The sequence below is a fragment of the Bradyrhizobium centrosematis genome, assembly GCF_045571495.1.
Lineage (GTDB): Bacteria > Pseudomonadota > Alphaproteobacteria > Rhizobiales > Xanthobacteraceae > Bradyrhizobium > Bradyrhizobium centrosematis.
This window is the reverse complement of record NZ_CP120703.1, coordinates 2,382,353-2,407,865: the sequence shown is the minus strand read 5'-3', so window position 1 is coordinate 2,407,865 and position 25,513 is coordinate 2,382,353. Positions and strand designations below refer to the sequence as shown.

The window sequence follows — 25,513 nt, the reverse complement described above, 5'->3', positions numbered from 1 at the left end:
TTACGTGGCGTGGCCGAGCTCGCTGCAGCTGCGCAGCATGTCGTCCGAGCCATTGTCGTTGGCGAGAATGGCGAACAGATCGTTGTCGCCCGCCATCGCCGACTTCTTCTTGGACTCCAGCACCAGCACCGACTGCACCGATTGATGGTCGCATTTGCGGTAATGCTGCGGGCCCTTGGTCAGATCATATTGCAGCTTCTCCAGCGCATCGATCACCTTGTCGGTGTCGGTGCCGCCGGCGGCCTGCATCGCGGCCAGCAACGATCCGACACCGGAATAGCCGTAGGCGCCGTAATCGGTCGGGATCGCACCGCCATTGGCGGCCTTGAACGCCGCGTTGAAGGCGGCCGCCGATTTGCTCTGCGTCTCCAGCCCCCAATAATAATTGGCGCCGCCGACCACACCCTCGAACACGTCGGGACCGACCGCCAGCCGCTGGTTGTGCAGGATCACCGGCACCACGATCTTCATCTGCTGCTTGACGCCGAAATCGACCGCCTGCTTGATCGCATTGGCCTGGTCGCGGCCGAAATTGGAGATGCAAAGCACGTCCGGGCGCATCGACATCAGGCGCGGCATGAAGGTGGAATAGTCGGCGGCGCCGAACGGATGCAGGATCTCGCCGACGCTGTCGGCGCCGATCGCCGCCTGCGCCCGCTTGAAGCCGCGTAGCATCTCGTGGCCGTAGGCATAGTCGGCGACGAGATGGGCGACCTTCATGCCCTTCTTCAGGGTCTGCCGGGCGACCGCTGCCGTCGTCATGTGCGGGTTCAGCGCCTCGTGGAAGGTGTATTTGCTGAAATCCTTGGCCTCATTGATGGTGTCGGACTGGCTGATGGATACGTAGATCACGCCGCGGGCGCGGGTGACTTCGTTGACCGCGAGCTGCACCGCGCTGGAGAGCGCGCCAACCACGGCATGAACCTTGTCCTTTTCGATCAGCTCGAGCGTGCGGGTCGCGGCCTCGCCGGCATTCAGCTTGTCGTCGCGCACCAGCAGCTCGACTTTGCGGCCGCCGATGCCGCCCTTGTCGTTGACGAGCTTGACGGCGAGCTCGGCGCATTTGACCTGATCGCGCGCTTCGGCGGCGAACGGGCCGGTCAGCGGCGTCGGAAAGCCGATGCGGATCGTCTCGTCTGCAGCACGGCCGAGACGAGGCATGGCAAGCAGAGCGGCGCCGGCCGAAAGGCCGGCGAGCGCGGTGCGGCGGGTTATTTTCGACATCGAGCCGGGTTTGGGCATGATTTCCTCCAATTATCTTTTTCTAGAAACGCTTCAGGGCTTTCAGGACCTTGGTGGGCGTGATCGGGATCGAATTGATCGTCGCATCGAACGGCGCGAGCGCATCGTTGACGGCATTGAGCACGCAAGCCGAGGCCGCGGCCGTGCCCGCCTCGCCAACACCTTTGGCCCCGAGCTCGGTATCGGCGGTCGGCGTCTCGACATGGGCGATGACAATGTCGGGCATCTCCATCGGCATCGGCACGAGGTAGTCGGCGAGCGAGCCGTTCACGAGCTGGCCGGTCTCGCTGTAGCGGCATTCCTCGAACAGCGCTGCGCCAAGCCCTTGCACGATACCACCGCGGAGCTGCTCGTCGACCAGCATCGGGTTGATGACGCGGCCACAATCCTCGACGATAAAATGTCTCAGGAGCTTGATGAGGCCGGTCTCGACATCGATCTCCAGCAAGCAGCCCTGAATGCCGTTGGTGAAGGCAAAGGGATAGCCCTGCGGCGCGAAATGATGGCTCACGGTGAGCTGTGCCTGCGTGCCGGGCGGCAGGGTGTCTGAGCGGAAGTAGGCGATACGCGCAATCTCTGCGATTGGTAGACGGGGCTTGCGCGTCGCAGCATCCACGACCTCGCCATCGACGATGTCGAGCGCCGACGGCTGCTCCTGCAGAATGAGCGCGGCGATCTCCAGGATGTTGCGCTTGAGCACGCGCGTGGCCTGCAGCGCGGTCTCGCCGCCGATGCCGGCGCCGCGACAGGCCCAGGTGGCGCCGCCATGCGGCGTCACCTCGGTATCGCCGGTGATGACCTTGACGTGCTCCTGCGCCACGCCGAGCTGATCGGCCACGATCTGGCTGATGATTGCTTCAGTCCCCTGCCCCTGCTCCGTGACCGAGATCAGGCATCGCACCTCCCCCGATGGCGTCAGGCTGAGGATCGCGCCGTCCTGCGAGGAAATGCGCGCCCCGCCGACACCATAGAATGCGGGGCTCGGATTGGTGATCTCGACAAAGCTGGCAATGCCGATACCGCGGTAAACGCCGCGCTTGCGCAAGTCCGCCTGCTCGGCGCGGAGCGCGTCATAATCCATCAGCTCATGCAGGCGCCTCAGGCAAGCCTGATGTGACAGCGCCTCGAAGCGGTAGCCTGTCGGCGAGGTCTGCGGATAGGCATCGTCGGGAATGACGTTCTGCGCGCGGATGGCGAAAGGATCGAGGCCGATCTTGCTCGCTGCCATGTCGACCAGCCGCTCCGTGACGGCGCAGGCGATCGGATGGCCGACGGCGCGATATTGACTGGTCTGCACCTTGTTCTGAAAGATCACCTCCAGCGTAGCGCGATAGTTCTTGAAGCGATAGGTCGCGCCGATCAGGCGGATCACCTGGTTGCCCTCAACCACGCTGGTGCGCGGATAGGTCGAGAACGCCCCAATCGCGGTCAGGTCCTCAACGTCCATCGCCAGGATCTCGCCCGAGGCATCGAGCGCCATGCGCGCACGGACGCGATGATCCCTGGCATGGATGTCGGAGACGAAGGACTCCATGCGGTCGGCAACGTATTTCACGGGCCGGCCAAGCAGGATCGAAAGGCCGACCACCGCCATGTCCTCGTGATAGACATGCAGCTTCATCCCGAAAGAGCCGCCGATATCGGTCGCGATGACGCGGACGCGGGCTTCCGGAATGCCGTAATGGCGTGAATAGAGGTCCTGAAACTGATACGGGGTCTGCGTGCCGTGATGCACGGTGAGCATGCCGCCGGCGGGATCGTAATCCGCGACGATGGCGCGAGGCTCCAGCGTCACCGCGGTATGGCGGCCAAAGGAGAATTCCTCCTCCACCACATGGGCCGCTTGCGCAAAGACCTCGTCCACGGTGCCGTTGTCGAGCTGGCTGCGGAAGCAAATGTTATGGGCGCTGCCGGGATTGACCACCGCAGCGCCGGCCGCGCGCGCGCCGTCGATATCGACGACGATCGGGAGGTCCTCATAATCGACCTCGATCAGCTCCAGAGCGTCTTCCGCGATCGCCCGGCTCTCGGCCACGACGGCAACCACCGCCTGCCCGGCCCAGACCACGCGATCCAGCGGCAGCGGCCATTGCGGTGCAGAGGTCATGCCCTTGAAATGATCGAGCGTGCCGGTCCAGGGCGTGCAGATCTTTGCGAGGTCAGCCCCGGTGGCAACGAGATGCACGCCCTCGCACGCGCGGGCCTGCTCGGCATTGATCGAGACGATCTTCGCATGCGCATGCGGGCTGCGCAGGAACGCGGCATAGAGCATGCGCGGCAGCTTGAGGTCGCTGATATAGCGCCCGCGCCCGGCCAGCAGCCGTTTTGCATTCGGCCGCGGCACCGAGCGGCCGATATAGGAGTTCGGGCGGTCGAGCGAGGTCAGCGGCGCGGTCATGTCGCACCTCCCGCTGTGCTGCGCGCCTTCATGCGTTCCTTGGCCACAGCATCGATGGCATCGATGATCGCTTCATAGCCGGTGCAGCGACAGTAATTGCCGGACAGCGCGTCGCGGATGTCTTCCCGGCTCGGCCGCGCCACCTGCGAGAGCAGCTCATGGGCATTGACCAGCATACCCGGCGTGCAGAAGCCGCATTGCAGCGCGTTGCGGCGATGGAATTCGGCCTGGAGGTCTGCAAGCACGCCGCTCTCGGTGAGCCCCTCGATCGTCTCGATTCGGGCGCCGTCGGCCTGCACAGCGAAGATCAGGCAGGCATGCGCGGCCCGGCCGTCGATCTGCACCAGGCAGGCACCGCAGGCGCCCATCTCGCAACCGGCATGCGTGCCGGTCAGCTCGAGCTTGTCGCGCAGGCAATCGACCAGCGTGTCGCGCGGCGCGACCTCGCAGGCGACCTTGCGACCATTGACGACGAAACGAACCCGCACCGTCCCATCCGGCTCGTCCAGCAGACTATCGTCGAAGGCGCTCATGCGCCCTCACCAAGACGTCCGAGCAGGCGACCCAGCAACACGCGGGCGAGATGCAGCCGCATCGCGGGCGGCACTTCGTCGCTCTCGGGTGGCGCGAGATCACCTTCGAGCGCCGCTTGTGCGGCCGCGATACCCTTCGCATCCAGCCCCCCGCCGATCAAGGCGCGCTCCGCCAGTTTCGCTCGTGTCGGAGTATTGCCGACAGAGAAGAGCGAGATGCGGACGTCGTCGATGCGGCTGCCAGTGCACGTCGCCATGATCCCGCAGCCGACCAACGCATAATCCCCGCGCCGTCGCGTCAGCTCGTCGAAGGCAAAGCGCTGGTCGGCCTTGAACAGCGGAACATGAATTGCGGTGATCAGCTCTCCGGGCTGCAACGCTGTGTCAAACAGGTCGATGAAGAAATCGTCGGCCTTGACGCGCCGGCGCCCAGAGGTGCCGACGATCTCGATCTCGGCATCCAGCGCCAGCGTCATCGCGGGAAATTCGGATGCAGGGTCGGCGAGCGCGACGCTGCCGCCGAAGGTGCCGCGGTTGCGGATCGCGGGATGGGCGACGAACGGCGCCGCCGCGTGCAGCAGCGGGGCGAACTCGGCGATCAATGGCTCGCTCAGCATCTCGCAGTGGCGCGTCAGAGCGCCGATGCGCAAATGGCCGCCTTCGCGCCTGACCCCACGCAGCTCGTCAATGTGGGTGATGTCGATCAAGAGCCGCGGCGCCTGCAGCCGCAGCGACAGCGCCGGCACCAGGCTTTGGCCGCCGGCAAGGAAGCGCGCGTCATCGCCGGCGCGCGCATGAGCGTCCAGCGCCTCGTCGACCGTCGCAGCACGAAAATAGCTGAAAGCCCTCGCCTTCACCGCCGTTTCCTCGATCCATCGGCTCACCAGCCGGGATGCCAGATTTGTAACCATCTGGTCTCAAAATCCTGACACGCCTCCCGAAGACGGTCAACAGGAAATGACCATTTGGTCACAAAAGCACCTTGGGCTATGAAGACAGAGGTACGTTGATTCAGCGACGAAATGGCCCGAAAAGCGCAGAAAACGGCGAGGCGACCGGTACGCAAGCGGACCGAGACAGGCAGCAGGTCCGCGCCAAAGCGTCGCAACATGCGCGCGGCTGACCGCGAGCGCGCCATCGTGGACGAGGCCATCCGCTTCTTCGCCGAGCGCGGCTTCGAGGGGCAAACCCGCGAGCTCGCCAAGCGCATGGGCATCACGCATTCGGCGATTTATCGCCACTTCCCCAGCAAGGAAGCACTGATCGAGCGGGTCTATCAGGAGGTCTATCTCAGCCGCTGGTCGCCCGACTGGGGCCCGATGATCCACGATCGTTCGTTGTCGCTGGAAGCGCGGCTCACGCGCTTCTATCTCGACTACGTCGAACGCGTGTTCGAGTATAATTGGGTACGGATCTTCGTGTTCTCCGGCATGAAGTCGTTCGGCATCACCAGTCGCTATCTCGACATCGTCCGCCGCGAGATCATCGAGCCGGCGGCCGCCGAGCTGCGCCATGAGCTGAAGCTGCCCGACGCAAAGGCTCACTCCTTGAGCGAACGCGAGACCGAGCTGTTCTGGGGCCTGCACGGCCGCATCTTCTATCTCGCCATCCGCAAGTTCATCTACGAGACGCCGATCCCGCCCGATCTCGACGCCATCGTCCGCGACGCCGTCCAGACCTTCATGGACGGTGCGAAGACGACGATGCCGAAGCTCTTGGTGAGCGGTTAGCTACTTCGCAAGGCTCGGCAGATCGAGCCCCTTGTCACGGGCGCAGTCGATTGCAATCTCGTATCCCGCATCGGCATGACGCATCACGCCGGTCGCGGGATCGTTCCACAGCACGCGCTCGATCCGCTTCGCAGCCTCAGGCGTGCCGTCGGCGACGATCACCATGCCGGCATGCTGGGAATAACCGATGCCGACGCCGCCGCCGTGATGCAGCGAGACCCAGGTCGCGCCGCTGGCGCAATTGAGCAGGGCGTTGAGCAACGGCCAGTCCGACACCGCATCCGAGCCGTCCTTCATCGCCTCGGTCTCGCGGTTGGGGCTTGCCACTGATCCGCTATCGAGATGATCACGGCCGATCACGATCGGCGCCTTGAGTTCGCCGCGCGCCACCATCTCGTTGAAGGCAAGGCCGAGGCGATGGCGATCGCCGAGACCGACCCAGCAGATCCGCGCCGGCAGGCCCTGAAACTTGATGCGCGCCTTGGCCATGTCGAGCCAGTTGTGCAGATGCTTGTCGTCCGGCATCAGCTCCTTGACCTTGGCGTCGGTCTTGAAGATGTCCTCGGGATCGCCGGACAACGCCGCCCAGCGGAACGGCCCGACGCCGCGGCAGAATAGGGGGCGGATATAGGCGGGCACGAACCCGGGGAAATCGAAGGCGTTCTTCAACCCCATGTCCTGCGCCATCTGGCGGATGTTGTTGCCGTAGTCCAGCGTCGGAATGCCCTGCGCATGAAAATCCAGCATGGCCTGGACGTGCTCGACCATCGAGTTCTTCGAGGCGCGCTCGACCGCCTTCGGATCGGAGCCGCGCTTGGCTTCCCACTCGGCGAGCGTCCAGCCTTTCGGCAAGTAACCGTTGACCGGATCGTGCGCACTGGTCTGGTCGGTGACGACATCAGGCTTGACCCCACGACGCACCAGTTCAGGGAAAATCTCGGCGGCATTGCCGAGCAGGCCGACCGAGATCGCCTTCTTCGTCGTGGCGGCATCGGCCATGATCGCCAGCGCTTCGTCGAGGCTTGCGGCCTGACGGTCGAGATAGCCGGTGCGCAGGCGCATCTCGATGCGGCTCGGCTGACATTCGACTGCGAGCATCGAAGCGCCGGCCATGGTCGCAGCCAGCGGCTGCGCGCCGCCCATGCCGCCGAGGCCGGCGGTGAGAATCCATTTGCCGGCGAGGCTGCCGCCGTAGTGGCGGCGGCCGACCTCGACGAAGGTCTCGTAGGTGCCCTGCACGATGCCCTGGCTGCCGATATAGATCCAGGATCCCGCCGTCATCTGGCCGTACATCATCAGGCCCTGGCGATCGAGCTCGTTGAAGTGGTCGAGCGTCGCCCAGTGCGGCACGATGTTGGAGTTCGCGATCAGCACGCGCGGCGCATCGGCATGGGTCCGGAACACGCCGACCGGCTTGCCGGACTGGACCAGCAGCGTCTGATCGGCTTCGAGCTTGCGCAAGGCCGCGACGATCCGGTCAAAACTCTCCCAGTCGCGGGCGGCGCGGCCGATGCCGCCATAGACGACGAGCTCGCTCGGCCGCTCCGCAACATCCGGATCGAGATTGTTCATCAACATGCGCAGCGGCGCTTCCGTCAGCCAGCTCTTGGCGCTGATGTCGCTGCCGCGGGGCGCGCGGATGGTGCGGTCATTGTCCAGTCGACGGTTCATGCGGACCTCTTAGCCAAGTCTCGGAAACGGATCGGATGAGAGCGCCGCGATCGCGGCGGCCGGCAGTGCATCGGCTTCGACAAGCGCCGCAGCCTTGGCGAGATCGCCGGCCATGTAGCGGTCGGTGCCGAGCGCGGGCACCTGCTCGCGCAGCGCGGCGATGACGGCGGCCAATGGCGCGCTGGTCGCGTGCGGCGCGCGCAGGGTAATGCCTTGGGCGGCGACCAGAAGCTCGATGCCGAGGATGGCGGCGAGATTATCAGCCATGTCCGACAGGCGCCGCGCGGCATGCGCAGCCATCGAGACGTGGTCTTCCTGGTTGGCGCTGGTCGGCGTCGAGTCGATCGAGCAGGCGAGCGCCCGCTGCTTGTTCTCGGCATAGAGCGCGGCGGCCGTCACCTCGGCGATCATGAAGCCGGAATTGATGCCGGGATCGGGGGTGAGGAACGGCGGCAAGCCGAAATTCAGCGCAGGATCGACCAGCGTCGCGATGCGCCGCTCGCTGATCGCGCCGATCTCCGATAGCGCCAGCGCGATCGCGTCTGCGGCAAAGGCCACCGGCTCGGCGTGAAAATTGCCGCCGGAGACGATTTCGCCGGTCTCGACGAGCACCAGCGGATTGTCGGTGACAGCATTGGCCTCGACGATCAGCGTGCGCGCGGCCCGCGTGATCAGGTCGAGCGCAGCGCCTGCGACCTGCGGCTGGCAACGTAGGCAATAGGGATCCTGCACACGCTCGTCGCCTTCGAGATGCGACAGGCGAATGTCGCTGCCGTCAAGCAGCGCGGTCAGGGTCGCAGCCGCGGCGACCTGCCCGGCATGACCGCGCAGCGCCTGGATCTCGGGGCGAAACGGCGCAGTCGAGGCCATTGCGGCATCGACCGATAACGCGCCGGTGACGAGCGCGGCGCGCGCCAAGCCGAAGGCGCGCAATACGCCGGAGATGGCATAGGCGGTCGAGAACTGCGTGCCGTTGATCAGCGCGAGGCCTTCCTTGGGGCCGAGCGTCAGCGGCGCAAGCCCGGCGGCCGCCAGCGCTTCTCCGCCGGGTACGACGTTCCCGTCGACCATCGCCTGCCCTTCGCCGATCATCACCGCCGTCATATGCGCAAGCGGCGCAAGATCCCCGGAGGCGCCGACCGAGCCCTGCTGCGGCACCAGCGGATAGACACCCCGCGCCAACATGTCCTGCAGCTGTTCGATCACCTCGCGGCGCACGCCGGAGGCGCCGCGGCCGAGCGAGACGATCTTCAACGCCATCATCAGGCGAACGATCGGCTGCGGTGTCGCCGGGCCGACGCCGCAACAGTGCGAGACGATCAGGTTGCGCTGGAGCAGTGCGGTCTGATCGGGCGGAATGCGCTTGGAGGCCAATTTCCCGAAGCCGGTGTTGATGCCGTAAACGGGAGCGTCGGCTTGCGCGGCTCTCGCAACAATCTCCGCTGCCGCCTCCACGCGCGGCCAGAACGACGGATCCAGCATGACGGGAGCACCCGCAAGCACCCGAGCGAGATCGTCGGGGCCAACCATTCCCGGCTTGACGACAATGGCTGCGCCCTGCCCCGTCATTGCCCCCTCCAGACCCGCCGATACAGCGGATTGAAGCCGATGCGATAAACGAGCTCGGCCGGACGCTCGATGTCCCAGATCGCAAGATCGCACCACTTCCCGGCTTCCAGCGTGCCGGTCTCATCGAGCACACCGAGCGCTCGTGCTCCTTCGCGGGTGACGCCGGCAAGGCACTCGGCCACGTTCATCCGGAACAAGGTCGCGCCCATGTTCATTGCGAGCAGCAGCGAGGTCAGCGGCGAGCTGCCGGGATTGCAGTCGGTCGCAAGCGCCATGTGAACACCATGCTTGCGGAACGTCTCGACGGGGGGCTTTTGCGTCTCGCGAATGAAGTAGAACGCGCCTGGCAGCAACACGGCCACCGTGCCGGCCTTCGCCATCGCGGCCGCGCCGGCTTCGTCGGTATGCTCCAAATGATCGGCCGACAGCGCCGAGAATTTCGCAGCGAGTGCCGCGCCGCCAAGGTTCGAGAGCTGGTCGGCGTGCAGCTTGACCGGCAGCCCAAGCCCCCTCGCCGTCTCGAACACCCGTCCGGTCTGCTCGGCCGAGAACGCGATGCCCTCCATGAAAGCATCGACGGCGTTGGCGAGTCCCGCTTTCGCTATTGCGGGCAGCATCTCGCTGCAAACGAGATCGATGTAGCGATCCTTGTCGCCGTCAGCTTCCAGCGGCAGGGCATGGGCGCCGAGGAAGGACGTGCGGATCGCAACCGGCCGCTGACGACCGAGACTGCGCGCGGCCGAGAGCTGACGCATCTCGGTTTCGGTGTCGAGGCCGTAGCCCGATTTGATCTCGACGGTCGTGGCGCCCTCACCGATCAGCGCATCGAGCCGCGGCAGCGCGCTTGCGACCAGTTCGGCCTCGCTTGCCTTGCGCGTCGCAGCCACCGTCGAAACGATGCCGCCGCCGGCGCGGGCGATCTCCTCGTAGCTCGCGCCTTTCAGGCGCAGCTCGAACTCGTGCGCGCGATTGCCGCCATAGACAAGATGAGTGTGACAATCGACGAGGCCGGGCGTGATCCAGCGCCCCTCGCAATCGATGCGCTTGATCGCGTCGGCATCAACCGGAAAGTCCGCTGCCGCGCCCGCATAGACGATATGGCCACCGCGGATGGCGACCACGCCATGCTCGATCTCACCAAGATCGGGACGGTCGACCCGCATCGTGGCGAGCCGAGCATTGTGCCAGATCCGGTCGAAACGCTCTGCCATGCAACGGTCCCTTCGCGGATGCCCCTGCGCCCTGGGATGCTTGACTTATATGTCTAGACATATAATCGTAAGGCGGTTCTGTCCAGCCGGCATGGAAACATGACACGACTGCATTTCGCCTCCGCGCTCCTGCCCTCGGGCTGGGCCAATGACGTGCAGGTGGTGATCACCGCCGGCGCGATCGCGGCGGTGACGCCGAACGTTGCACCGGCTGTCGGCGACGAGCGCCACGGGATTGCGCTCCCGGGATTGGCGAGCCTGCATAGCCATGCTTTCCAGCGCGGCATGGCAGGCCTCGCCGAGCTGCGCGGCGACAGCACCGACACATTCTGGACCTGGCGCGAGACGATGTATCGCTTTGCGCTGGCGATGACGCCTGATGACGTCGCCGCTGTCGCGACGCTGCTTTACGTCGAGATGCTGGAGCAGGGTTTTACCCGGGTCGGCGAATTCCATTATCTGCACCACGACCGCGACGGCTCTCCCTATGCCGATCCCGCCGAAATGGGTGCGCGCATCGCGCAGGCGGCCGAAGCCTCCGGCATTGCGCTGACGCTGCTGCCGAGCTTCTATGCGCATGGCTCCTTCGGCGGCACCGCGCCACATGACGGCCAGCGCCGCTTCATCTGCTCGGTCGATCCGTTCGCCGCGCTGATGGCGGCATCGCGCAAGGCGATCAGCGCGTTGCCGGGCGCCAATATCGGCATCGCCCCGCACAGTCTGCGCGCGGTGACGCCGGACGAGCTCAGCGCAATCATTCCACTGGCCGAGGGCGGGCCGGTGCACATCCATGCCGCCGAGCAGGTGAAGGAAGTCGAGGATTGCCTGACCTGGTCGGGCCGACGCCCGGTGCAATGGCTGTTGGAGCACGCGCCGGTCGACAGGCGCTGGTGCCTCATTCACGCCACCCATACGACGGATGAGGAAGTCAGTGCATTCGCCGCGACCGGCGCGGTCGCCGGCCTTTGCCCCATCACCGAAGCCAGCCTCGGCGACGGCATCTTTCCGGCGCGCGAATTCCTCGATGCCGGCGGCACATACGGTATCGGCACCGATTCCAACGTGCTGGTCGGCGCTGCCGACGAATTGCGCCAGCTCGAATACGGCCAGCGGCTCAAGCATCGCGAGCGCAACGTGCTCTCCGCAGGCGCAGGCCGCTCGACCGGACGCGCGCTGTTCGACCATGCGCTCGCGGGCGGCGCGCAGGCGCTGGCGCAGACGACAATCGGCCTTGTGCCCGGCGTGCGCGCCGACATCGTCACGCTCGACGGCACACATCCCTCGCTGGCAGGGCGTCATGGCGATGCCGCCCTCGATGGCTGGATCTTTGCCGCGGGCGGCAGCGCGATTGACTGTGTCTGGGCCGGCGGCGCGAAGGTCGTCGAAGGCGGCCGGCACAGGCTGCGCCGGAGCGCTCGCGAGCGTTTCAACGCGTCCGTTCGGAGGCTCGTTGCATGAGCCTCGCCACCGATGCCGCCGACAAGCCGACGCTCTACAAGCGGATTCGTGCCGACATCGAAAAGCGCATCCTGACCGGCGAATGGCCGCCCGGACATCGCATCCCGTTCGAGCATGAGCTCGTCGCCCGTTACGGCTGCTCGCGCATGACCGTGAACAAGGCGCTGTCGGAGCTGGCGCAGGCGGATCTGATCGAGCGGCGACGGCGCGCGGGCTCCTTCGTGCGCCGGCCTCAACACATGTCGGCGGTGCTCAAGATTGCCGACATCCGCGCCGAGATCACCGCACTGGGGCGCGCCTACGGCTATGAGCTGATCCATCGCAAGTTGCGCACGGCCACCATCGCCGACCGTGATCGTCTCGGTGTGAAGAAGGCCGGCAAGGTGGTTGCGATTACCTGCCGGCACAGCGCCGACAACGTGCCGTTCGCCCTCGAGGACCGGCTGATCGACCTGTCGTCCGTGCCTGATGCTGCGACCGCGGATTTTTCGCGCGAACCACCCGGCTCGTGGCTGCTTCATCACGTGCCGTGGACAGAGGCCGAGCACACGATCAGCGCCATCGTTGCGGACGATCACACGGCCGACGCGCTGGCGATCGCCGTCGGCGCCCCCTGTCTCGTGATCGACCGTTACACCTGGCGCAGCGCGCGCACGATCACCGCCGTGCGCCTGCTCTATCCCGGTGACTCCCACCGCCTTGTCGCGCGATTCAAGGGAGGCTGAGGGGGCATGTCGGCACAAATCGTGCAACGCTTCGGGCAACGGCCCATCTGGGCCGACAGAGATCAACAGGACGTCAATCCATCGATCGGCAAGAGGACGACAATCATGCGTAGTTCGACAGTATTTGCGACAATCATTGCTCTCGCGACCGCCACTCCCGCGCTCGCCGACGACGTCAAGGTCGGCGTCGGCATTTCCGGATGGACCGGCTTCGCGCCGCTGACGCTGGCGAAGGAGGCCGGCATCTTCAAAAAGAACGGCCTCGACGTCACCATCAAGAAGATTCCGCAAAAGGATCGGCATCTCGCCATCGCTTCCGGCGACATCCAGTGCGCCGCGACCACGGTCGAGACCTGGATCTCCTGGAACGCCAACGGCGTTGCCACCAAGCAGATCTTCCAGCTCGACAAGAGCTATGGTGCCGATGGGATGGCCGTGCGCAACGATATCGCCGCGATCAAGGACCTGAAGGGCAAGACCGTCGCCGCCTCCGCGCCCGGCACCTCGCCCTATTTTGCGCTGGCCTGGATGCTGAAGAAGAACGGCCTCACCACCAAGGACGTCACGGTCGTCAACCTCGAGCCGGCCGCGGCGGCGCAGGCCTTCGTCTCCGGCCAGAACGATGCCGCGATGACTTACGAACCCTATCTGTCGACGGTGCGCGCGGCTCCCGACAAGGGCAAGATCATCGCGACCACGCTGGACTATCCGATCGTCATGGATACCTTCGGCTGCACGCCGAAATTCCTCACCGACAATCCCAAGGCCGCCAAGGCGCTCGCCGACAGCTATTTCGAGGCGCTCGACATGATCGCCAAGGACCAGGCCAAGGCTTACGAGATCATGGGCGCCGACGTGAAGCAGACCGGCGAGCAGTTCGGCAATTCGGCGAAATATCTGCGCTGGCAGGACAAGGCCGCCAACCAGAAGTTCTTCGCAGGCGACTTCCTGACCTTCAACAAGGAGGCCGCCGACCTGCTGCTCGAAATCGGAATCATCAAGGCCGCGCCGAAGGTCGAGGACCTCTTCGACGCGAGCTTCATCAAGTAAGTCACTCACGAGCTGCCGGCCCCGTCGCGCGGCGGGGCCGGCAAATCTGTTCACCGCCCGGATATATCGTCGATGCGTCCCCTGGACCCTGTTACATCGAAGCAGCGCGTGGTCTATGGCCTTGCGTTCTTCGTGCTGTTCGTCGCTCTTTGGTCGTGGGCGACGCTCGGCGGCCATGTGTCGAAGACCTTTCTGGCCAACCCCTTGACCATGGTGCAGGAAGGTTTCGACCTGCTGACCAGGCAGGGCTTCGTCTACGATATCGGCATGACGATCTGGCGCGTCGTCGGCGGCTTTGCGCTCGCCGCCGTCATCGCGGTGCCGCTCGGCGTGCTGATGGGCGCCTACAAGCCGGTCGAGGCGTTCCTCGAGCCGTTCGTCTCCTTCGCGCGTTATCTGCCCGCCTCCGCCTTCATCCCGCTCCTGATCCTGTGGGCCGGCATCGGGGAACTGCAAAAACTTCTCGTCATCTTCATCGGCTCGGTGTTCCAGGTCATCCTGATGGTCGCCGTGACCGTCGGCGCCACGCGGCGCGATCTGGTCGAGGCCGCCTATACGCTGGGCGCCGGCGACCGCGGCATCATCCGCCGCGTGCTGCTGCCCTCCTCCGCGCCTGAGATCGCGGAAATCCTGCGGCTGGTGCTGGGCTGGGCCTGGACCTATGTCATCGTCGCCGAGCTGATCGGCTCGTCCTCAGGCATCGGTCATATGATCACCGACAGCCAGGCGCTGCTCAACACGGGCCAGATCATCTTCGGCATCATCGTGATCGGGCTGATCGGCCTGCTCTCGGACTTCCTGTTCAAGGCGTTCAACGCCTGGCTGTTTCCGTGGAGGCTCGCATGACGATCCTCAAGATCGAGCAGGTCTCGCGCACCTTCCCTGCGCGCCACGGCAACGCGCCGACCAGGGCGCTGGAGCCGACCGATCTCATCATCGGCAACAACGACTTCGTCACCATCCTCGGCCCGTCCGGTTGCGGCAAGTCCACGCTGCTGCGCATCGTCGCCGGCCTCGACCGCCCGACCAGCGGGCGCGTCACGCTCGACGGGCGCGAGGTCACTGGCCCCGGCGCCGATCGCGGCATGGTGTTCCAGTCCTACACGCTGTTTCCCTGGCTCAGCGTGCGCGAGAACATCGCCTTCGGCCTGCGTGAGCGCGGCGTGCCCGAGACCGAGCGCCACAGGATCGCCGACGCCTTCATCCGCCAGGTCGGGTTGTCCGGCTTCGAAAATCATTGGCCCAAGCAGCTCTCCGGCGGCATGCAGCAGCGCACCGCGATCGCACGCGCGCTTGCCAACGATCCCAAAATCCTGCTGCTCGACGAGCCGTTCGGCGCGCTCGACAACCAGACCCGCGCCTTGATGCAGGAGATGCTGCTCGGGATCTGGGAACGCGACCAGAAAACCGTGCTGTTCGTGACCCACGACATCGAGGAGGCCATCTTCCTCGGCAGCCGCGTCATCGTCATGAGCGCCCGTCCCGGCCGGATCAAGGCCGAGATCAATGTGGACCTGCCGCATCCGCGCTCCTACAAGATCAAGACCACGCCGGAATTCGTCCAGCTCAAGGAACGACTGGTCGAGGAGATCCGCAGCGAGGCGCTTAGGGTTGCCGAACATGCCTGACGATCGTCCTTCCGCCGACGGTGAGCGCGTTCTTGCCGATCTCAACGCGCTTCGCGCCATCGGCGCCTACAAGACCGGCGTGCACAAGCCGACGTTCTCCGAGCCGCACAAGCTGTCGCTGGAGTGGCTCGTGCGCAAGCTGCCCGGCGCGGGTCTTTCCGCTTCGATCGACGGCATCGGCAACGTCTTCGGCACCAGCGCAACGCCGGGACCGAAATTGCTGGCCGGCTCGCACCTGGAGAGCCAGAATTATGCCGGTTGGCTCGACGGGCCGCTCGGTGTCGTCTATGCGCTCGAGGCTGCGCGCGTGCTCAATGCCGATCCTTCGGTGAAGGGCGCCGTGGAAGTTGCCGCCTGGTGCGACGAGGAAGGCCATTTCGGGCACTTCCTCGGCTCGCGCTCCTATGTCGGACAGGTGACCGAAGCTGACATCGACGCTGCGCGCGACCGCACCAGCGGCCGCACCATGCGCGATGCTTTGGCAGAGATGGGGCTCGCCGGCCGGCCACGCATCAGCGTCGAACCGGGCCGCCATGTCGGATATCTCGAGGCGCATATCGAGCAGGGCGACACGCTCGAAAGCGGCAAGCTCGCGATCGGAATCGTCACCTCCATCGTCGGGATCTGGCAGTACCGCATCAATTTCATCGGCGAGCAAAATCACGCCGGCACCACACGCATGGCCGTGCGCAAGGATGCCGGGCTGGCGCTGGCCAAATTCTGCGTCGCGATCGACGAACGTTTCCCGGCTGCCTGCGGTCCGCGCACGGTCTGGACCACCGGCCGCATCACGCTCGATCCGGGCGCGCCCAGCATCATTCCGGGCGGCGCCGAGATGCTGTTCCAGATCCGCGACGACGATCCCGCCGTCATCGCCCGGCTGGAGCAGCAGCTGCGGGCCATGGCGGACGAGGCCAGCACAAACGGTCCCTGCGCCGTCACCGTCGAGAAACTGCGCACCGGCGCGCCCGCCATGATGAACGCAGGCTTTCAGGATGCGATCGAGGCCGCAAGCAAGGCCCTCGCTGGTGGACGATCCATTCGCATGCCCAGCGGCGCCGGCCACGACGCGCAGATGCTGGCCACCGTCATGCCCGCCGGCATGCTGTTCGTGCCGTCCATCGGCGGTATCAGCCATCACTGGACCGAGAACACCGCCGACGCCGATATCGTCACCGGCGCAGCGGTGTTCGTCGACGCCTGCCGGCGCATTCTCGGCGGCTAATGTACCGAAGCGTTGCGGCGCGGAGCCTGGATGCGACACTGGGCCCCCGGCTCTGCAGAGCAAGATGTGGCGCACAAACTCTCCTCCTCGTCATTGCGAGCGCAGCGAAGCAATCCAGAATTCTTCCGCATATCCATTTCTGGATTGCTTCGCTGCGCTCGCAATGACGGAGTCCGAGGCGGCAACGCAATTCCCGAGATGCACTTGTAGGATGGGTACTCGTCCTACGGTCTGCTGCGGCGGAGCGCGCACCTCGGGGGGACCACCATGAATTTGAGTCCGCATCGATTTTGAGATTTCAGAGAAGGACACGCCTTCTCGTTCTCGCGGCTGAATTCGCCCGAGCTTTGCTTCGTCGCTTCGCCCTCTGAAAGCCAAGAGGGAGCAGGGAAGGCCGGGTGCCGACTGGCACCTGCGGTCTGCTGCGCAAAGGCACGCGCAGGAAGAACCGCACAGCAGCATACAGGTGGTGCCGAACACTCGGCCTTCCCTGCGCGATGGTCGGACGGCTTATGCCGTGCTCTCCCGGGAGCCGAGTTCGTTCTGGCCTCCCTCGCCGTTCGAATTGGATGATGCCGTCTGCCCGGTTGGGCTCGCGCACATCTTCGATCCGGCTTGACCGTAGCAACGACGGCCAGGACCACACGGTTTTGCCGTACGCACGGCCCGCCATGTCGCCGCAGTTTTCCCGGCCCTGTCGACGAAGCCAGAAACTTACGAGCGAGACGAAGCCTAGCAGCGCCGTTCGTCTGCACGCGGGTTTCGGACTCACAGGGACTACCCGCCCTGCCCGCCCCATCTCGTGCCGACGCTGCCGCGTCCACCGCAAGCCCGGCTCGCGACAATGACGACCGCATGATCGCCCCTCTTGGTGAACCGGGATGGGCGACACATACGCCCTTTCCGAATTTCGGCAAAGTGGAATATTTTCGGCGACACGGATTGACAGAGGGCGAAACAGGCAAGGTTCGGCAGGTGGGGAAACGGGCCGGACGAACGGAGCGACAGCCGGGACCTTGCCACCAGGTATCGCTGCCCCGCTCGGGCTACGAACGCGTGCATCCGCGACATCGTATCCACGCCTCAGACATAAAGTCGCGACAATCGTCGGGCTTGTCGTTCGTCCCCGCCTCTGCTCCCCCGGAGTTCCCATGTCTTCCCCCGACCGGCCCTCGACACGCCTTGCGACGCGGCTTGCGTTCCTCGTCGCGGGCTTCGGCATCGCGTGCTGGGCGCCGCTGGTGCCGTTCGCGAAAACCCGGCTCGGCGTCGACGAAGGTGTGCTCGGACTGCTGCTGCTCAGCCTCGGCATCGGCTCGGTCATCGCAATGCTGCTGACCGGGATCGTAAGCGCGCGCTACGGCAGCAGGCCGATCATCATTGCAGGCGGGTTCGGTCTCGCGCTGGTGCTGCCCCTGCTCGCCGTCGCAAGCTCGCCCGCAACGCTGGCGCTGGCCCTTTTCGCATTCGGCGCCGCGCTCGGCTCGATCGACGTCGCCATGAACATCCACGCGGTGGAGGTGGAGCGCGCCGCGGCACGCCCGCTGATGTCGGGCTTCCACGCCCTATTCAGCATCGGGGGCTTTGTCGGATCGGCGCTGATGACGGCCTTGCTCTCGCTGCAATTCGGCCCGCTCGCCTGCACGCTGGTCTGCTCCGTCCTGATGCTGATCGCGATGGTCGTGGCCTGGCCGCGCCTGCTCCGCTCCGTGCAGGTGCAGGAGGGACCGCTGTTCGTGCTGCCGCATGGTTCGGTGCTGCTGCTCGCGCTGCTCGGCGCCATCACCTTCCTGGTCGAGGGCGCGATGCTCGATTGGGGCGCGCTGCTCGTGATCGGCGCGGGGCTCGTCAGCGAAGCGCAAGGCGGGGCCGGCTACATCGTGTTCTCGATCGCGATGACGGTGGGACGGCTCGGCGGCGACGCCGTGGTTGCGCGCATCGGGGACTACGCGACATTGCTGTGGGGCAGCCTGATTGCGATCGCGGGCTTCGTGGTTTTGCTCACGGCACCGGTTGCGGCGGTCGCCATCGCCGGATTTCTGCTGATCGGGCTCGGCGCGTCGAACCTCGTGCCGGTGCTCTTCCGCCGGGCGGCGCGGCAAACAGTGATGCCGACGGGGCTTGCGGTCGCAGCGATCACGACTGCGGGCTATGCAGGAGTTCTGATCGGTCCTGCCGGCGTCGGCCTCGTCGCCCGTCTTGGCGGATTGCCCATGGCGTTCTGGCTGCTGGCCGCGCTGATGGGTCTCGTCACGCTGTCGGCGCGCCTCGTCACAAAGCACGCGGCTCGCCCCCCTGCGGGCTAAGCCATTCCGTCTCAAGCATTATTCAAACGGTCCGAAACCGACCCAAGCCATCCGCGCAGGTCTGCCTGCCATGCGCCTTTCGGCCAGTTTACTGGACGCCTCGTTCTGTTACACCACAATAAAGTACGTTTTGACAATAAAGTACCTTTTGACTCCCGTCGCGGGTGCAATGGCACGTGCCAGCTCAGACTAACCAGGACTCGGTCGTTTCATTCGGGCCATTTCGGCTGTTTCCAAAATCCCGTCTCCTGGAGAAAGAGGGGGAGCCGCTTCATGTCGGCGGCCGCGCACTCGATATTCTCATCCTGCTGGCCGAGCGCCCGGGGGAAGTCGTTGACAAGAGAGAGCTGGTCAAGCGCATCTGGGCCGACGTGAATGTCGACGAGGGCAGCCTGCGCTTTCACGTCGCAGCATTGCGCAAGGTACTCGGCGATACCGGCAAGTCGGGCCGCTATGTCCTCAATGTGCCGGGCCGCGGCTATTGCTTCGTCGCCCCGTTCGCTCAGGCGGCGCCGCAGGCCGCATCGATCTCCGCCGACATCGTCCCTCCCCGCTCCCTGCCCGCGCAGCTTGCGAAGATGGTCGGACGCGAGGACATCATCGAGAAGATCTCGAACGGCCTGACGCTCTATCGCTTCATGACCGTGGTCGGCCCGGGCGGCATCGGCAAGACCGCCGTCGCGGTCGCGGTCGGGCATCGCCGCTCGGCGGATTTCGGCGGCCGCGTCTTCTTCGTCGATTTCGGCCCGCTGCGCGACGCCGGCCATGTCACGACGACCATCGCTTCCGTCCTCGGACTGACCGTCAGCTCGGAGGATCCGACGCCGGCCATCCTGACATTTCTGAAGGCCGGGCCAACCCTGCTGATCTTCGACAGTTGCGAGCATGTGCTGGACATGCTGGCCCCGCTGGCGGAGCGCATGGTTCGCGAGGCTCCGCTCCTTCGTGTTCTCGCAACCAGCCGGGAGTCGTTCAGAAGCGAGGGCGAGCGGATCTTCCGGCTGTTTCCGCTGGATTGCCCGCCCGAGCGCGAGGACCTCGACGTCGCCGAGGTTCTCGCCTACCCCGCGGCCCAGCTCTTCGTCGAGCGCATCGCGCAGAGCTCCGGACCGTTCCAGCTCAGCGCCGAGGAGGCGCCCCTCGTCGCCAGCATCTGCCGGCGCCTCGACGGCATCGCGCTCGCCATCGAGCTCGCGGCCGGCCGTGTCAACGCGTATGGCATCGCCGGCACCGCCTCCCTGCTTGACAGCCGCTTTTCGCTGCAATGGCGGGGGCGGCGCACCGCCGTTCCGCGGCACCAGACGCTCGCCGCCGCGCTCGACTGGAGCTACGACCTGCTGCCTCCCGCGGAAAGCGCCACCTTGCGGCGACTGTCGGTGTTCGCCGGGCCGTTCGCGCCGGAGGCCGCAGCCGCCGTTGCCTCCGGCGACGGCCTCAGCCCCTCCGAGACGTTGGAGGCGATCGACAGCCTGGTCACCAAATCGCTGATCTCGCCGTCCGGCTCGCGGACGCTGCGCTATCGCCTGCTCGACACCACGCGCACCTATGCGCTCGGCAAGCTGAGCGAGCTCGGCGAAAACAGGCGGTTCGCGCGGCGCCATGCCGAGCATTTTCGCGATTTCTTCGAGCACGCGGGGGCCGACACGTCGATGCCGCTGCCCGAATGGCTGAGCACCTATGGCGGGGAGCTGGACAATGTGCGCGTGGCGCTGGACTGGGCTTTCGCGCCCGACGGCGATGCGCAGCTCGGCATCGCGCTGACGGCGACCGCGGTGCCCCTGTGGGTGCGCCTTTCACTGTTCGCCGAATGCCGCGAGCGCTGCAGAACGGCACTGGCGGCGCTCGGCGATGACGGCGGCAATGACCGCATCCGCATGCAGCTGCTGTCGGCACTCGGCTGGTCGCTGATGTATGGCGAGGGGCGCGCGCGCGAGGCGCGCCCGATTCTCGAGACGACCCTGGAGCTGGCCGAGCGTCTCGACGACAAGGACTTCCGGCTGCGCGCGCTCTGGGGCTTGAGCATCGATCAGTTCAACAACGGTCAGTTCGGCAGGGCCCGCGCGCTCGCGGACCGCTTTGCGAACGCCGCGGTGAATTCATCCGACAGCACCGATCTCATGTTGGGCGACCGGCTGATGGCGGTCGCGCTGCATTATCTGGGCGACCAGAACGAGGCGCGGCAGCGCATCGACAGGGTGAACGCCTCGCTGCATGTGCTGGTGGAGAAGCCAAAAATCTTCCCGCTCGATCTCAGGATATCGACGCAATATTTCCGGGCCCGCATCCTGTGGCTGCAGGGCTTCGCTGATCAGGCCCGGGCGCTCGCCGCCAAGAACATCGAGGAAGGCCGTGCCAACGGGCACGCGCTGACCTTCTGCAGCGTGCTGGGTCAGGCCGCCTGTCCGATCGCGTTCTGGTCCGGCGATTTCGATGCCGCCGAGCGCCACGGCGCCGAGCTGCTCGAGCACACCGAGCGCCACGCGATCCGGCCATGGGGCCTGTGGGCACGGGCCTTCAACGCCGCGGTCATGGCCAGGCGCGGCGACATCGCGACCGGCCTTTCGCTGCTGCGCGAAGAGCTCAATCGCGCCGGCGACGCGCGCTTCCTGCCGCGCTTTCTTCCTCTGCTCGGCGAGCTCGCCGCATGTTTCCTGGCGGCCGACCAAATCGACCGCGGCCTCGACGTGATCGAGGACGTCCTGACCCGCTGCAATGACCGGCAGGAACTCTGGTATCTGCCGGAGCTGATCCGCATCCAGGGAGAATTGATGCAGAGAACCGCGCGGCATTCGGGGAATGCCGAGGCGCGCTTCCGCGAGGCGATCGACATTGCCGCCCGGCAGGGCGCCCGCTTCTGGCAGCTGCGCTGCGCGACCAGTCTCGCGCGGCTCTTGATCGGCGCCGGCCAGAGCGCGGACGCTCTGGCGGTCCTCGAGAATGTGACCGGATCGTTCGCCGAAGGCGCCGAGATCGCCGACATGCGCACCGCGCGCGAGCTGATCGCTCAGTCGCGCTGACGCGCTCTAGCCTCCCACGGCCGCCGCGCGGCGCGGCAGCTTCCAGCCGGGCCGGATGAAGTGGCAGGTGTAGCCGTCCGGATAACGTTCGAGATAGTCCTGATGCTCGGGCTCGGCCTCCCAGAACTCGCCGGCGGGAGCGACCTCGGTCACCACCTTGCCCGGCCACAGGCCGGATGCCTCGACATCGGCGATGGTGTCCTCGGCGATCCTCTTCTGCTCGTCGCTGGTGTAGAAGATCGCGGAGCGATAGCTCGTGCCGATATCATTGCCCTGGCGGTTGAGCGTGGTGGGATCATGAATCTGGAAGAAGAACTCCAGCATCGTCCGGAAGCTGGTCTTGGCGGGATTGAAGATGATCTCGATCGCTTCGGCATGACCCTCGTGATTGCGATAGGTGGCATTCTTGACATGCCCGCCGGTGTAGCCGACGCGGGTGGAGATCACGCCCGGCTGCTTGCGGATCAGATCCTGCATGCCCCAGAAGCAGCCCCCCGCCAAAACTGCGCGCTCTGTCGTCATATGGTGCTCCATTGATTTGGTCGAGATATTCAGCGCTCGTCCGCAGCGGGATGCAAGCGCGGATCGTCATGGTCGTCGTGATATTCGAGGCCGAGCGGTCCGATGGCGGAGACCTGCGTGACATATTCGCCTGATTTCGCCCAGTGAAAATGCCAGGTCTCGCCGGGCAGCACGATCACGCTGCCCGGCGGATAGGCTTTGACCTCGTCGCCGTCAAAGCGCTCGCCGAGCCCGATGTAGAACACACCCGACATCACCGTATAGATGCGGTCCTCGGGATGCTTGTGCGGCATCAGCTTGGTGCCGCCGGGCACCCTGACCCGGACGACGTAGGGTCCGGGTTCACTGGGATGACCGACCATCACGGCCAGCCGCGCGCCCTGGGGGAAGGCGGGGAATGGCTGCCACATGATGTCCTCCGGCAGAATCGCGCGGAACCTGTCTTCATCCGGCTGATGTCGGCGAGGCATGGCCACCACTCCTTCCGTTCGGTCAGCCCAGCTTGGCGTCGAGCGTGATCGCGGCGTTGAGCACCTTCGACACCGGGCAATTCTTCTCGGCCTCGCCGGCGATCTTCGCAAAGCCGGCATCGTCGAGGTTCGGCACCTTGGCGCGCAAGGTGAGTGCAGATTTGCTGATCTTGAAACCCTTGCCTTCGGGCTCGAGCGTGACGGCCGCCTCGGTCGACAGCTCATCCGGCGTGAAACCGGCCATCTGAAGGCCGAAGGCCAGCGCCATGGTAAAGCAGCCCGCATGCGCGGCGGCGATCAACTCCTCGGGATTGGTGCCCTTCTCGTTCTCGAAGCGGGTCTTGAACGAATAGGGCGTCTGCGCGAGCACGCCGGATTCGCTCGAGAGATGGCCTGTGCCATCACGACCGGTGCCCTTCCAGACTGCTGTTGCCTTGCGGATCATCATGGTTCTCCTGGTTTGTTTTGAGCATCACCGCTCGTACCGGAAAAAGGCGACATCGGCGTGGCGCCCTGCTCCTTCAAAACCGGTCGAGCGCTGCTGCGGTTCCGTCAGCTGCCGATCTGACCGACGTGAAAGCCGAGCCGGTTCTCGACGTCGCCGGCGCGATGGAAGCCGCGCGCCATCAGCGCCTTGAGGCGGGTCTGGCTCGCGGGACGACCGAGCGCAGCCAGGAACGCGTCCCACTCCGGCTTGATCTCGACATCCGGCGGCAGGCTTGCAACGTCGACCAGGCGCTTGGTCTCGGCGATCGCCTGCTTGTCGAACGAGGCGATCCGCATCGCCAGCGCTTCGACGAAGCCGTCGAGCTCGGCATCCAGCATCGACCGGTTGACATAGCCATAGCGCTCGGCGAGATCGCCGTGAATGTCGTCGGCGCCGAGCAGCACTTCCAGCGCGCGGCCGCGGCCCATCAGACGCGGCAAGCGCGCCATCGGCCCGCCGCCGGGCACGAGGCCCGCGCCGACCTCCCATTGCGACAGGATCGCCTTCTCGCGGCTGGCAAAGCGCATGTCGCTGGCGAGCGCGAGCTCGCTGCCGACGCCGGTGGCGCGACCACGAATGGAGGCGATGGAGACGACCGGCGCGCGGCTGAGGCGCACCAGCGTGTCAGGCAGCGACTGCAGGCCGGTCGGTCCAGGTGGAATGGCGAGCGAATCCTCCGGCGGCGCGAGGAAGTCGTAATGCGTGATGAAGAAGCCTTCGACGGCGCTGTCGAACACCACCACCTTCACCTCCGGATCGGTCTCGATCGCGGTGACGATGTCGCTGAGCAGCGGAAGATGCCTCGGTCCGAAGATGTTCACCGGCGGCATGTCGAAAGTGACCCGCCAATAGGCCGGCAGGCGGCGCTCCAGGCGGATCTCGTCGGTTTTGAAGGTGCGTTCGGGGCGGTTCATGGTCCTTGCTCCTGATGTGCTCGATGTCAGATCGACTGGCGCAGCGGACGGAATGCGGTGCGCATTTCCGCTGTGAACAGCGCGGGCTGCTCCCAGGCCGCGAAGTGGCCGCCCTTCTCGAGGCGGTTGTAGTGCATCAGCTTCGGATAGGCCTTCTCCGCCCAGCTGCGCGGCGCGGCATAGATCTCGTCCGGAAAGACGCTGACGGCGACCGGGATCTTGACGTGCTTGGGTTCGAAGAAGACCAGCTTGTTCTCCCAATAGAGCCGTGCCGACGACACCGCGGTGTTGGTGAGCCAGTACAGCGTGATGTTGTCGATCACATCGTCACGCGAGAGCCCTTCGGCCTTGCCGTCGAACACGCGGGCGATCATCGCCGCGCTGCGTGTGTCATGATCGAGCATCCAGGACGCCAGCCCCGCCGGCGAATCCACGAGGCCAAGAAGCGTCTGCGGCCGGTTCGACATCTCGATGGCATAGCCGAGGCCGCGCTTGTAGAAATCCTCGAGCTGGTCGTAGGCGATGCGCTCCTCGGCCGAGAGATTTGACGGCCGCGTTCCGCCGGGCTGCAGCGCCTTGGCGATGTCGTCGGGGACTGTCGCGGGCATGTTGGTGTGAATGCCGAGCAGCCCCGCCGGCGCGATCAGCGCCATCTGCTCCGTCACGGCATTGCCCCAATCGCCGCCTTGCGCGACGTACCGGCTGTAGCCGAGCCGCTCCATCAGCACGATCCAGGCGCGCGCGATGCGCTGGGGGTCCCAGCCGAGTGCGGTCGGCTTGCCCGAGAAGCCGTATCCGGGCAGCGAAGGGATCACGAGATCGAACGCGTCCGTGGCCTTGGCGCCGTGCGCGGTCGGATCGGTCAGCGGTCCCACGATCTTCATCTGCTCGACGATCGAGCCCGGCCAGCCGTGCGTGACGATCATCGGCAGCGCATTCTCGTGACGCGAGCGGACGTGAATGAAATGGATATCGACGCCGTCGATCTCGGTGACGAATTGCGGCAGCGCATTCAGCCGCGCCTCCAGCTTGCGCCAGTCATAGTCGCTCTGCCAGTACCGCACGAGCTGCTGCACCGTCGCGAGCTGCACGCCCTGTGACTGGTCAGTGACGATCTCGCGGTCCGGCCAACGCGTCGCGGCGAGACGGCGGCGGAGATCGAGCAGATCCTCTTCAGGCACGTTGACGCGGAACGGGCGGATCGCGCCGCTCACGGCCGCTTTTGCGGAATGCAGCGGCAGCAGGCTCGAGACGCCGGCGGCGACCGCGGTCATCGCGGCCTGGCCCAGCAGTTGACGGCGGTCGGGATTGAGGATGTCGGCGCGTGCTTGCGTAGTCATTTCGGATCTCCCTTGCT

At 65.7% G+C, this 25,513-nt stretch carries 21 protein-coding genes; 9 read left to right on the top strand and 12 right to left on the bottom strand.

All coding sequences use genetic code 11. The annotated features are described in order from the left end of the window. The 4 genes from P6U31_RS11460 to P6U31_RS11445 are packed head-to-tail and all read right to left on the bottom strand — an operon-like array spanning position 1 to position 5,030. Positions 1–1,242, bottom strand: coding sequence for an ABC transporter substrate-binding protein (locus P6U31_RS11460; protein ID WP_407188413.1), 1,242 nt, complete (start codon positions 1,240–1,242; stop codon positions 1–3). A gap of 22 nt (positions 1,243–1,264) precedes the next feature. Beyond that, the gene (locus P6U31_RS11455; RefSeq protein WP_407188412.1) at positions 1,265–3,640 is read right to left on the bottom strand and encodes a xanthine dehydrogenase family protein molybdopterin-binding subunit; all 2,376 of its coding nucleotides are present in this window, start codon (positions 3,638–3,640) and stop codon (positions 1,265–1,267) included. Next, a complete protein-coding gene (locus P6U31_RS11450) occupies positions 3,637–4,173 on the bottom strand; it encodes a (2Fe-2S)-binding protein (RefSeq protein WP_407188411.1) in 537 nt (178 codons plus the stop codon). Before P6U31_RS11450 ends, P6U31_RS11455 begins: the two co-directional genes overlap by 4 nt. Continuing rightward, positions 4,170–5,030 (bottom strand): FAD binding domain-containing protein, encoded by an 861-nt coding sequence (locus P6U31_RS11445; protein ID WP_407189821.1) that lies wholly within the window; start codon positions 5,028–5,030, stop codon positions 4,170–4,172. Before P6U31_RS11445 ends, P6U31_RS11450 begins: the two co-directional genes overlap by 4 nt. 252 nt (positions 5,031–5,282) lie before the next feature. Here P6U31_RS11445 and P6U31_RS11440 point away from each other — a divergent pair, with 252 nt between their 5' ends. Then, positions 5,283–5,903 carry a TetR/AcrR family transcriptional regulator gene (locus tag P6U31_RS11440; protein WP_407188410.1) on the top strand — a complete coding sequence of 207 codons (621 nt, stop codon included), beginning with the start codon at positions 5,283–5,285 and terminating at the stop codon, positions 5,901–5,903. On the opposite strand, the gene hutU is transcribed toward P6U31_RS11440, so the two are convergent. The 3 genes from hutU to hutI are packed head-to-tail and all read right to left on the bottom strand — an operon-like array spanning position 5,904 to position 10,354. Next, entirely contained in the window at positions 5,904–7,574 is a 1,671-nt protein-coding gene (gene hutU / locus P6U31_RS11435) for a urocanate hydratase (protein ID WP_407188409.1), read from the bottom strand. Between the two features lie 9 nt (positions 7,575–7,583). Continuing rightward, positions 7,584–9,143, bottom strand: coding sequence for a histidine ammonia-lyase (gene hutH / locus P6U31_RS11430; protein ID WP_407188408.1), 1,560 nt, complete (start codon positions 9,141–9,143; stop codon positions 7,584–7,586). Next, on the bottom strand, positions 9,140–10,354 hold the full coding sequence (hutI, locus tag P6U31_RS11425) for an imidazolonepropionase (RefSeq protein ID WP_407188406.1): 1,215 nt from the start codon (positions 10,352–10,354) through the stop codon (positions 9,140–9,142). Before hutI ends, hutH begins: the two co-directional genes overlap by 4 nt. 99 nt (positions 10,355–10,453) lie before the next feature. On the opposite strand from hutI, the gene P6U31_RS11420 reads away from it, so the two are divergent. The 8 genes from P6U31_RS11420 to P6U31_RS11385 all read left to right on the top strand — a co-directional run bounded on the left by P6U31_RS11420 (position 10,454) and on the right by P6U31_RS11385 (position 21,763). Beyond that, entirely contained in the window at positions 10,454–11,812 is a 1,359-nt protein-coding gene (locus P6U31_RS11420) for a formimidoylglutamate deiminase (RefSeq protein ID WP_407188404.1), read from the top strand. Continuing rightward, positions 11,809–12,537, top strand: a complete 729-nt coding sequence (hutC, locus tag P6U31_RS11415; protein ID WP_407188402.1) for a histidine utilization repressor — start codon at positions 11,809–11,811, stop codon at positions 12,535–12,537. The genes P6U31_RS11420 and hutC overlap by 4 nt, the downstream gene beginning before the upstream one ends. 105 nt (positions 12,538–12,642) lie before the next feature. Continuing rightward, complete coding sequence (locus P6U31_RS11410) at positions 12,643–13,587, top strand: ABC transporter substrate-binding protein (protein ID WP_407188400.1); 945 nt, start codon at positions 12,643–12,645, stop codon at positions 13,585–13,587. 72 nt (positions 13,588–13,659) lie between these two features. Further along, the gene (locus tag P6U31_RS11405; RefSeq protein WP_407188398.1) at positions 13,660–14,433 is read left to right on the top strand and encodes an ABC transporter permease; all 774 of its coding nucleotides are present in this window, start codon (positions 13,660–13,662) and stop codon (positions 14,431–14,433) included. Beyond that, on the top strand, positions 14,430–15,215 hold the full coding sequence (locus P6U31_RS11400) for an ABC transporter ATP-binding protein (protein WP_407188396.1): 786 nt from the start codon (positions 14,430–14,432) through the stop codon (positions 15,213–15,215). Before P6U31_RS11405 ends, P6U31_RS11400 begins: the two co-directional genes overlap by 4 nt. Beyond that, complete coding sequence (locus P6U31_RS11395) at positions 15,208–16,440, top strand: Zn-dependent hydrolase (RefSeq protein ID WP_407188395.1); 1,233 nt, start codon at positions 15,208–15,210, stop codon at positions 16,438–16,440. Before P6U31_RS11400 ends, P6U31_RS11395 begins: the two co-directional genes overlap by 8 nt. A gap of 1,151 nt (positions 16,441–17,591) precedes the next feature. After that, a complete protein-coding gene (locus P6U31_RS11390; protein ID WP_407188393.1) occupies positions 17,592–18,746 on the top strand; it encodes an MFS transporter in 1,155 nt (384 codons plus the stop codon). A gap of 176 nt (positions 18,747–18,922) precedes the next feature. Continuing rightward, entirely contained in the window at positions 18,923–21,763 is a 2,841-nt protein-coding gene (locus P6U31_RS11385; RefSeq protein WP_407188392.1) for an ATP-binding protein, read from the top strand. A gap of 6 nt (positions 21,764–21,769) precedes the next feature. Here P6U31_RS11385 and msrA read toward each other — a convergent pair whose 3' ends face one another. From msrA to P6U31_RS11360, 5 genes are all read right to left on the bottom strand, one after another. Beyond that, positions 21,770–22,285 carry a peptide-methionine (S)-S-oxide reductase MsrA gene (gene msrA, locus P6U31_RS11380; protein WP_407188391.1) on the bottom strand — a complete coding sequence of 172 codons (516 nt, stop codon included), beginning with the start codon at positions 22,283–22,285 and terminating at the stop codon, positions 21,770–21,772. A gap of 29 nt (positions 22,286–22,314) precedes the next feature. Then, entirely contained in the window at positions 22,315–22,695 is a 381-nt protein-coding gene (locus tag P6U31_RS11375; RefSeq protein WP_407188390.1) for a cupin domain-containing protein, read from the bottom strand. 82 nt (positions 22,696–22,777) lie between these two features. Further along, the gene (locus P6U31_RS11370; protein ID WP_270161990.1) at positions 22,778–23,200 is read right to left on the bottom strand and encodes an OsmC family protein; all 423 of its coding nucleotides are present in this window, start codon (positions 23,198–23,200) and stop codon (positions 22,778–22,780) included. Positions 23,201–23,307: 107 nt separating this feature from the next. Continuing rightward, positions 23,308–24,156, bottom strand: coding sequence for an enoyl-CoA hydratase/isomerase family protein (locus P6U31_RS11365; RefSeq protein WP_407188389.1), 849 nt, complete (start codon positions 24,154–24,156; stop codon positions 23,308–23,310). A 26-nt stretch (positions 24,157–24,182) separates the two neighbouring features. Further along, positions 24,183–25,496 carry an epoxide hydrolase family protein gene (locus tag P6U31_RS11360; protein ID WP_407188387.1) on the bottom strand — a complete coding sequence of 438 codons (1,314 nt, stop codon included), beginning with the start codon at positions 25,494–25,496 and terminating at the stop codon, positions 24,183–24,185. Positions 25,497–25,513: the final 17 nt, after the last annotated feature.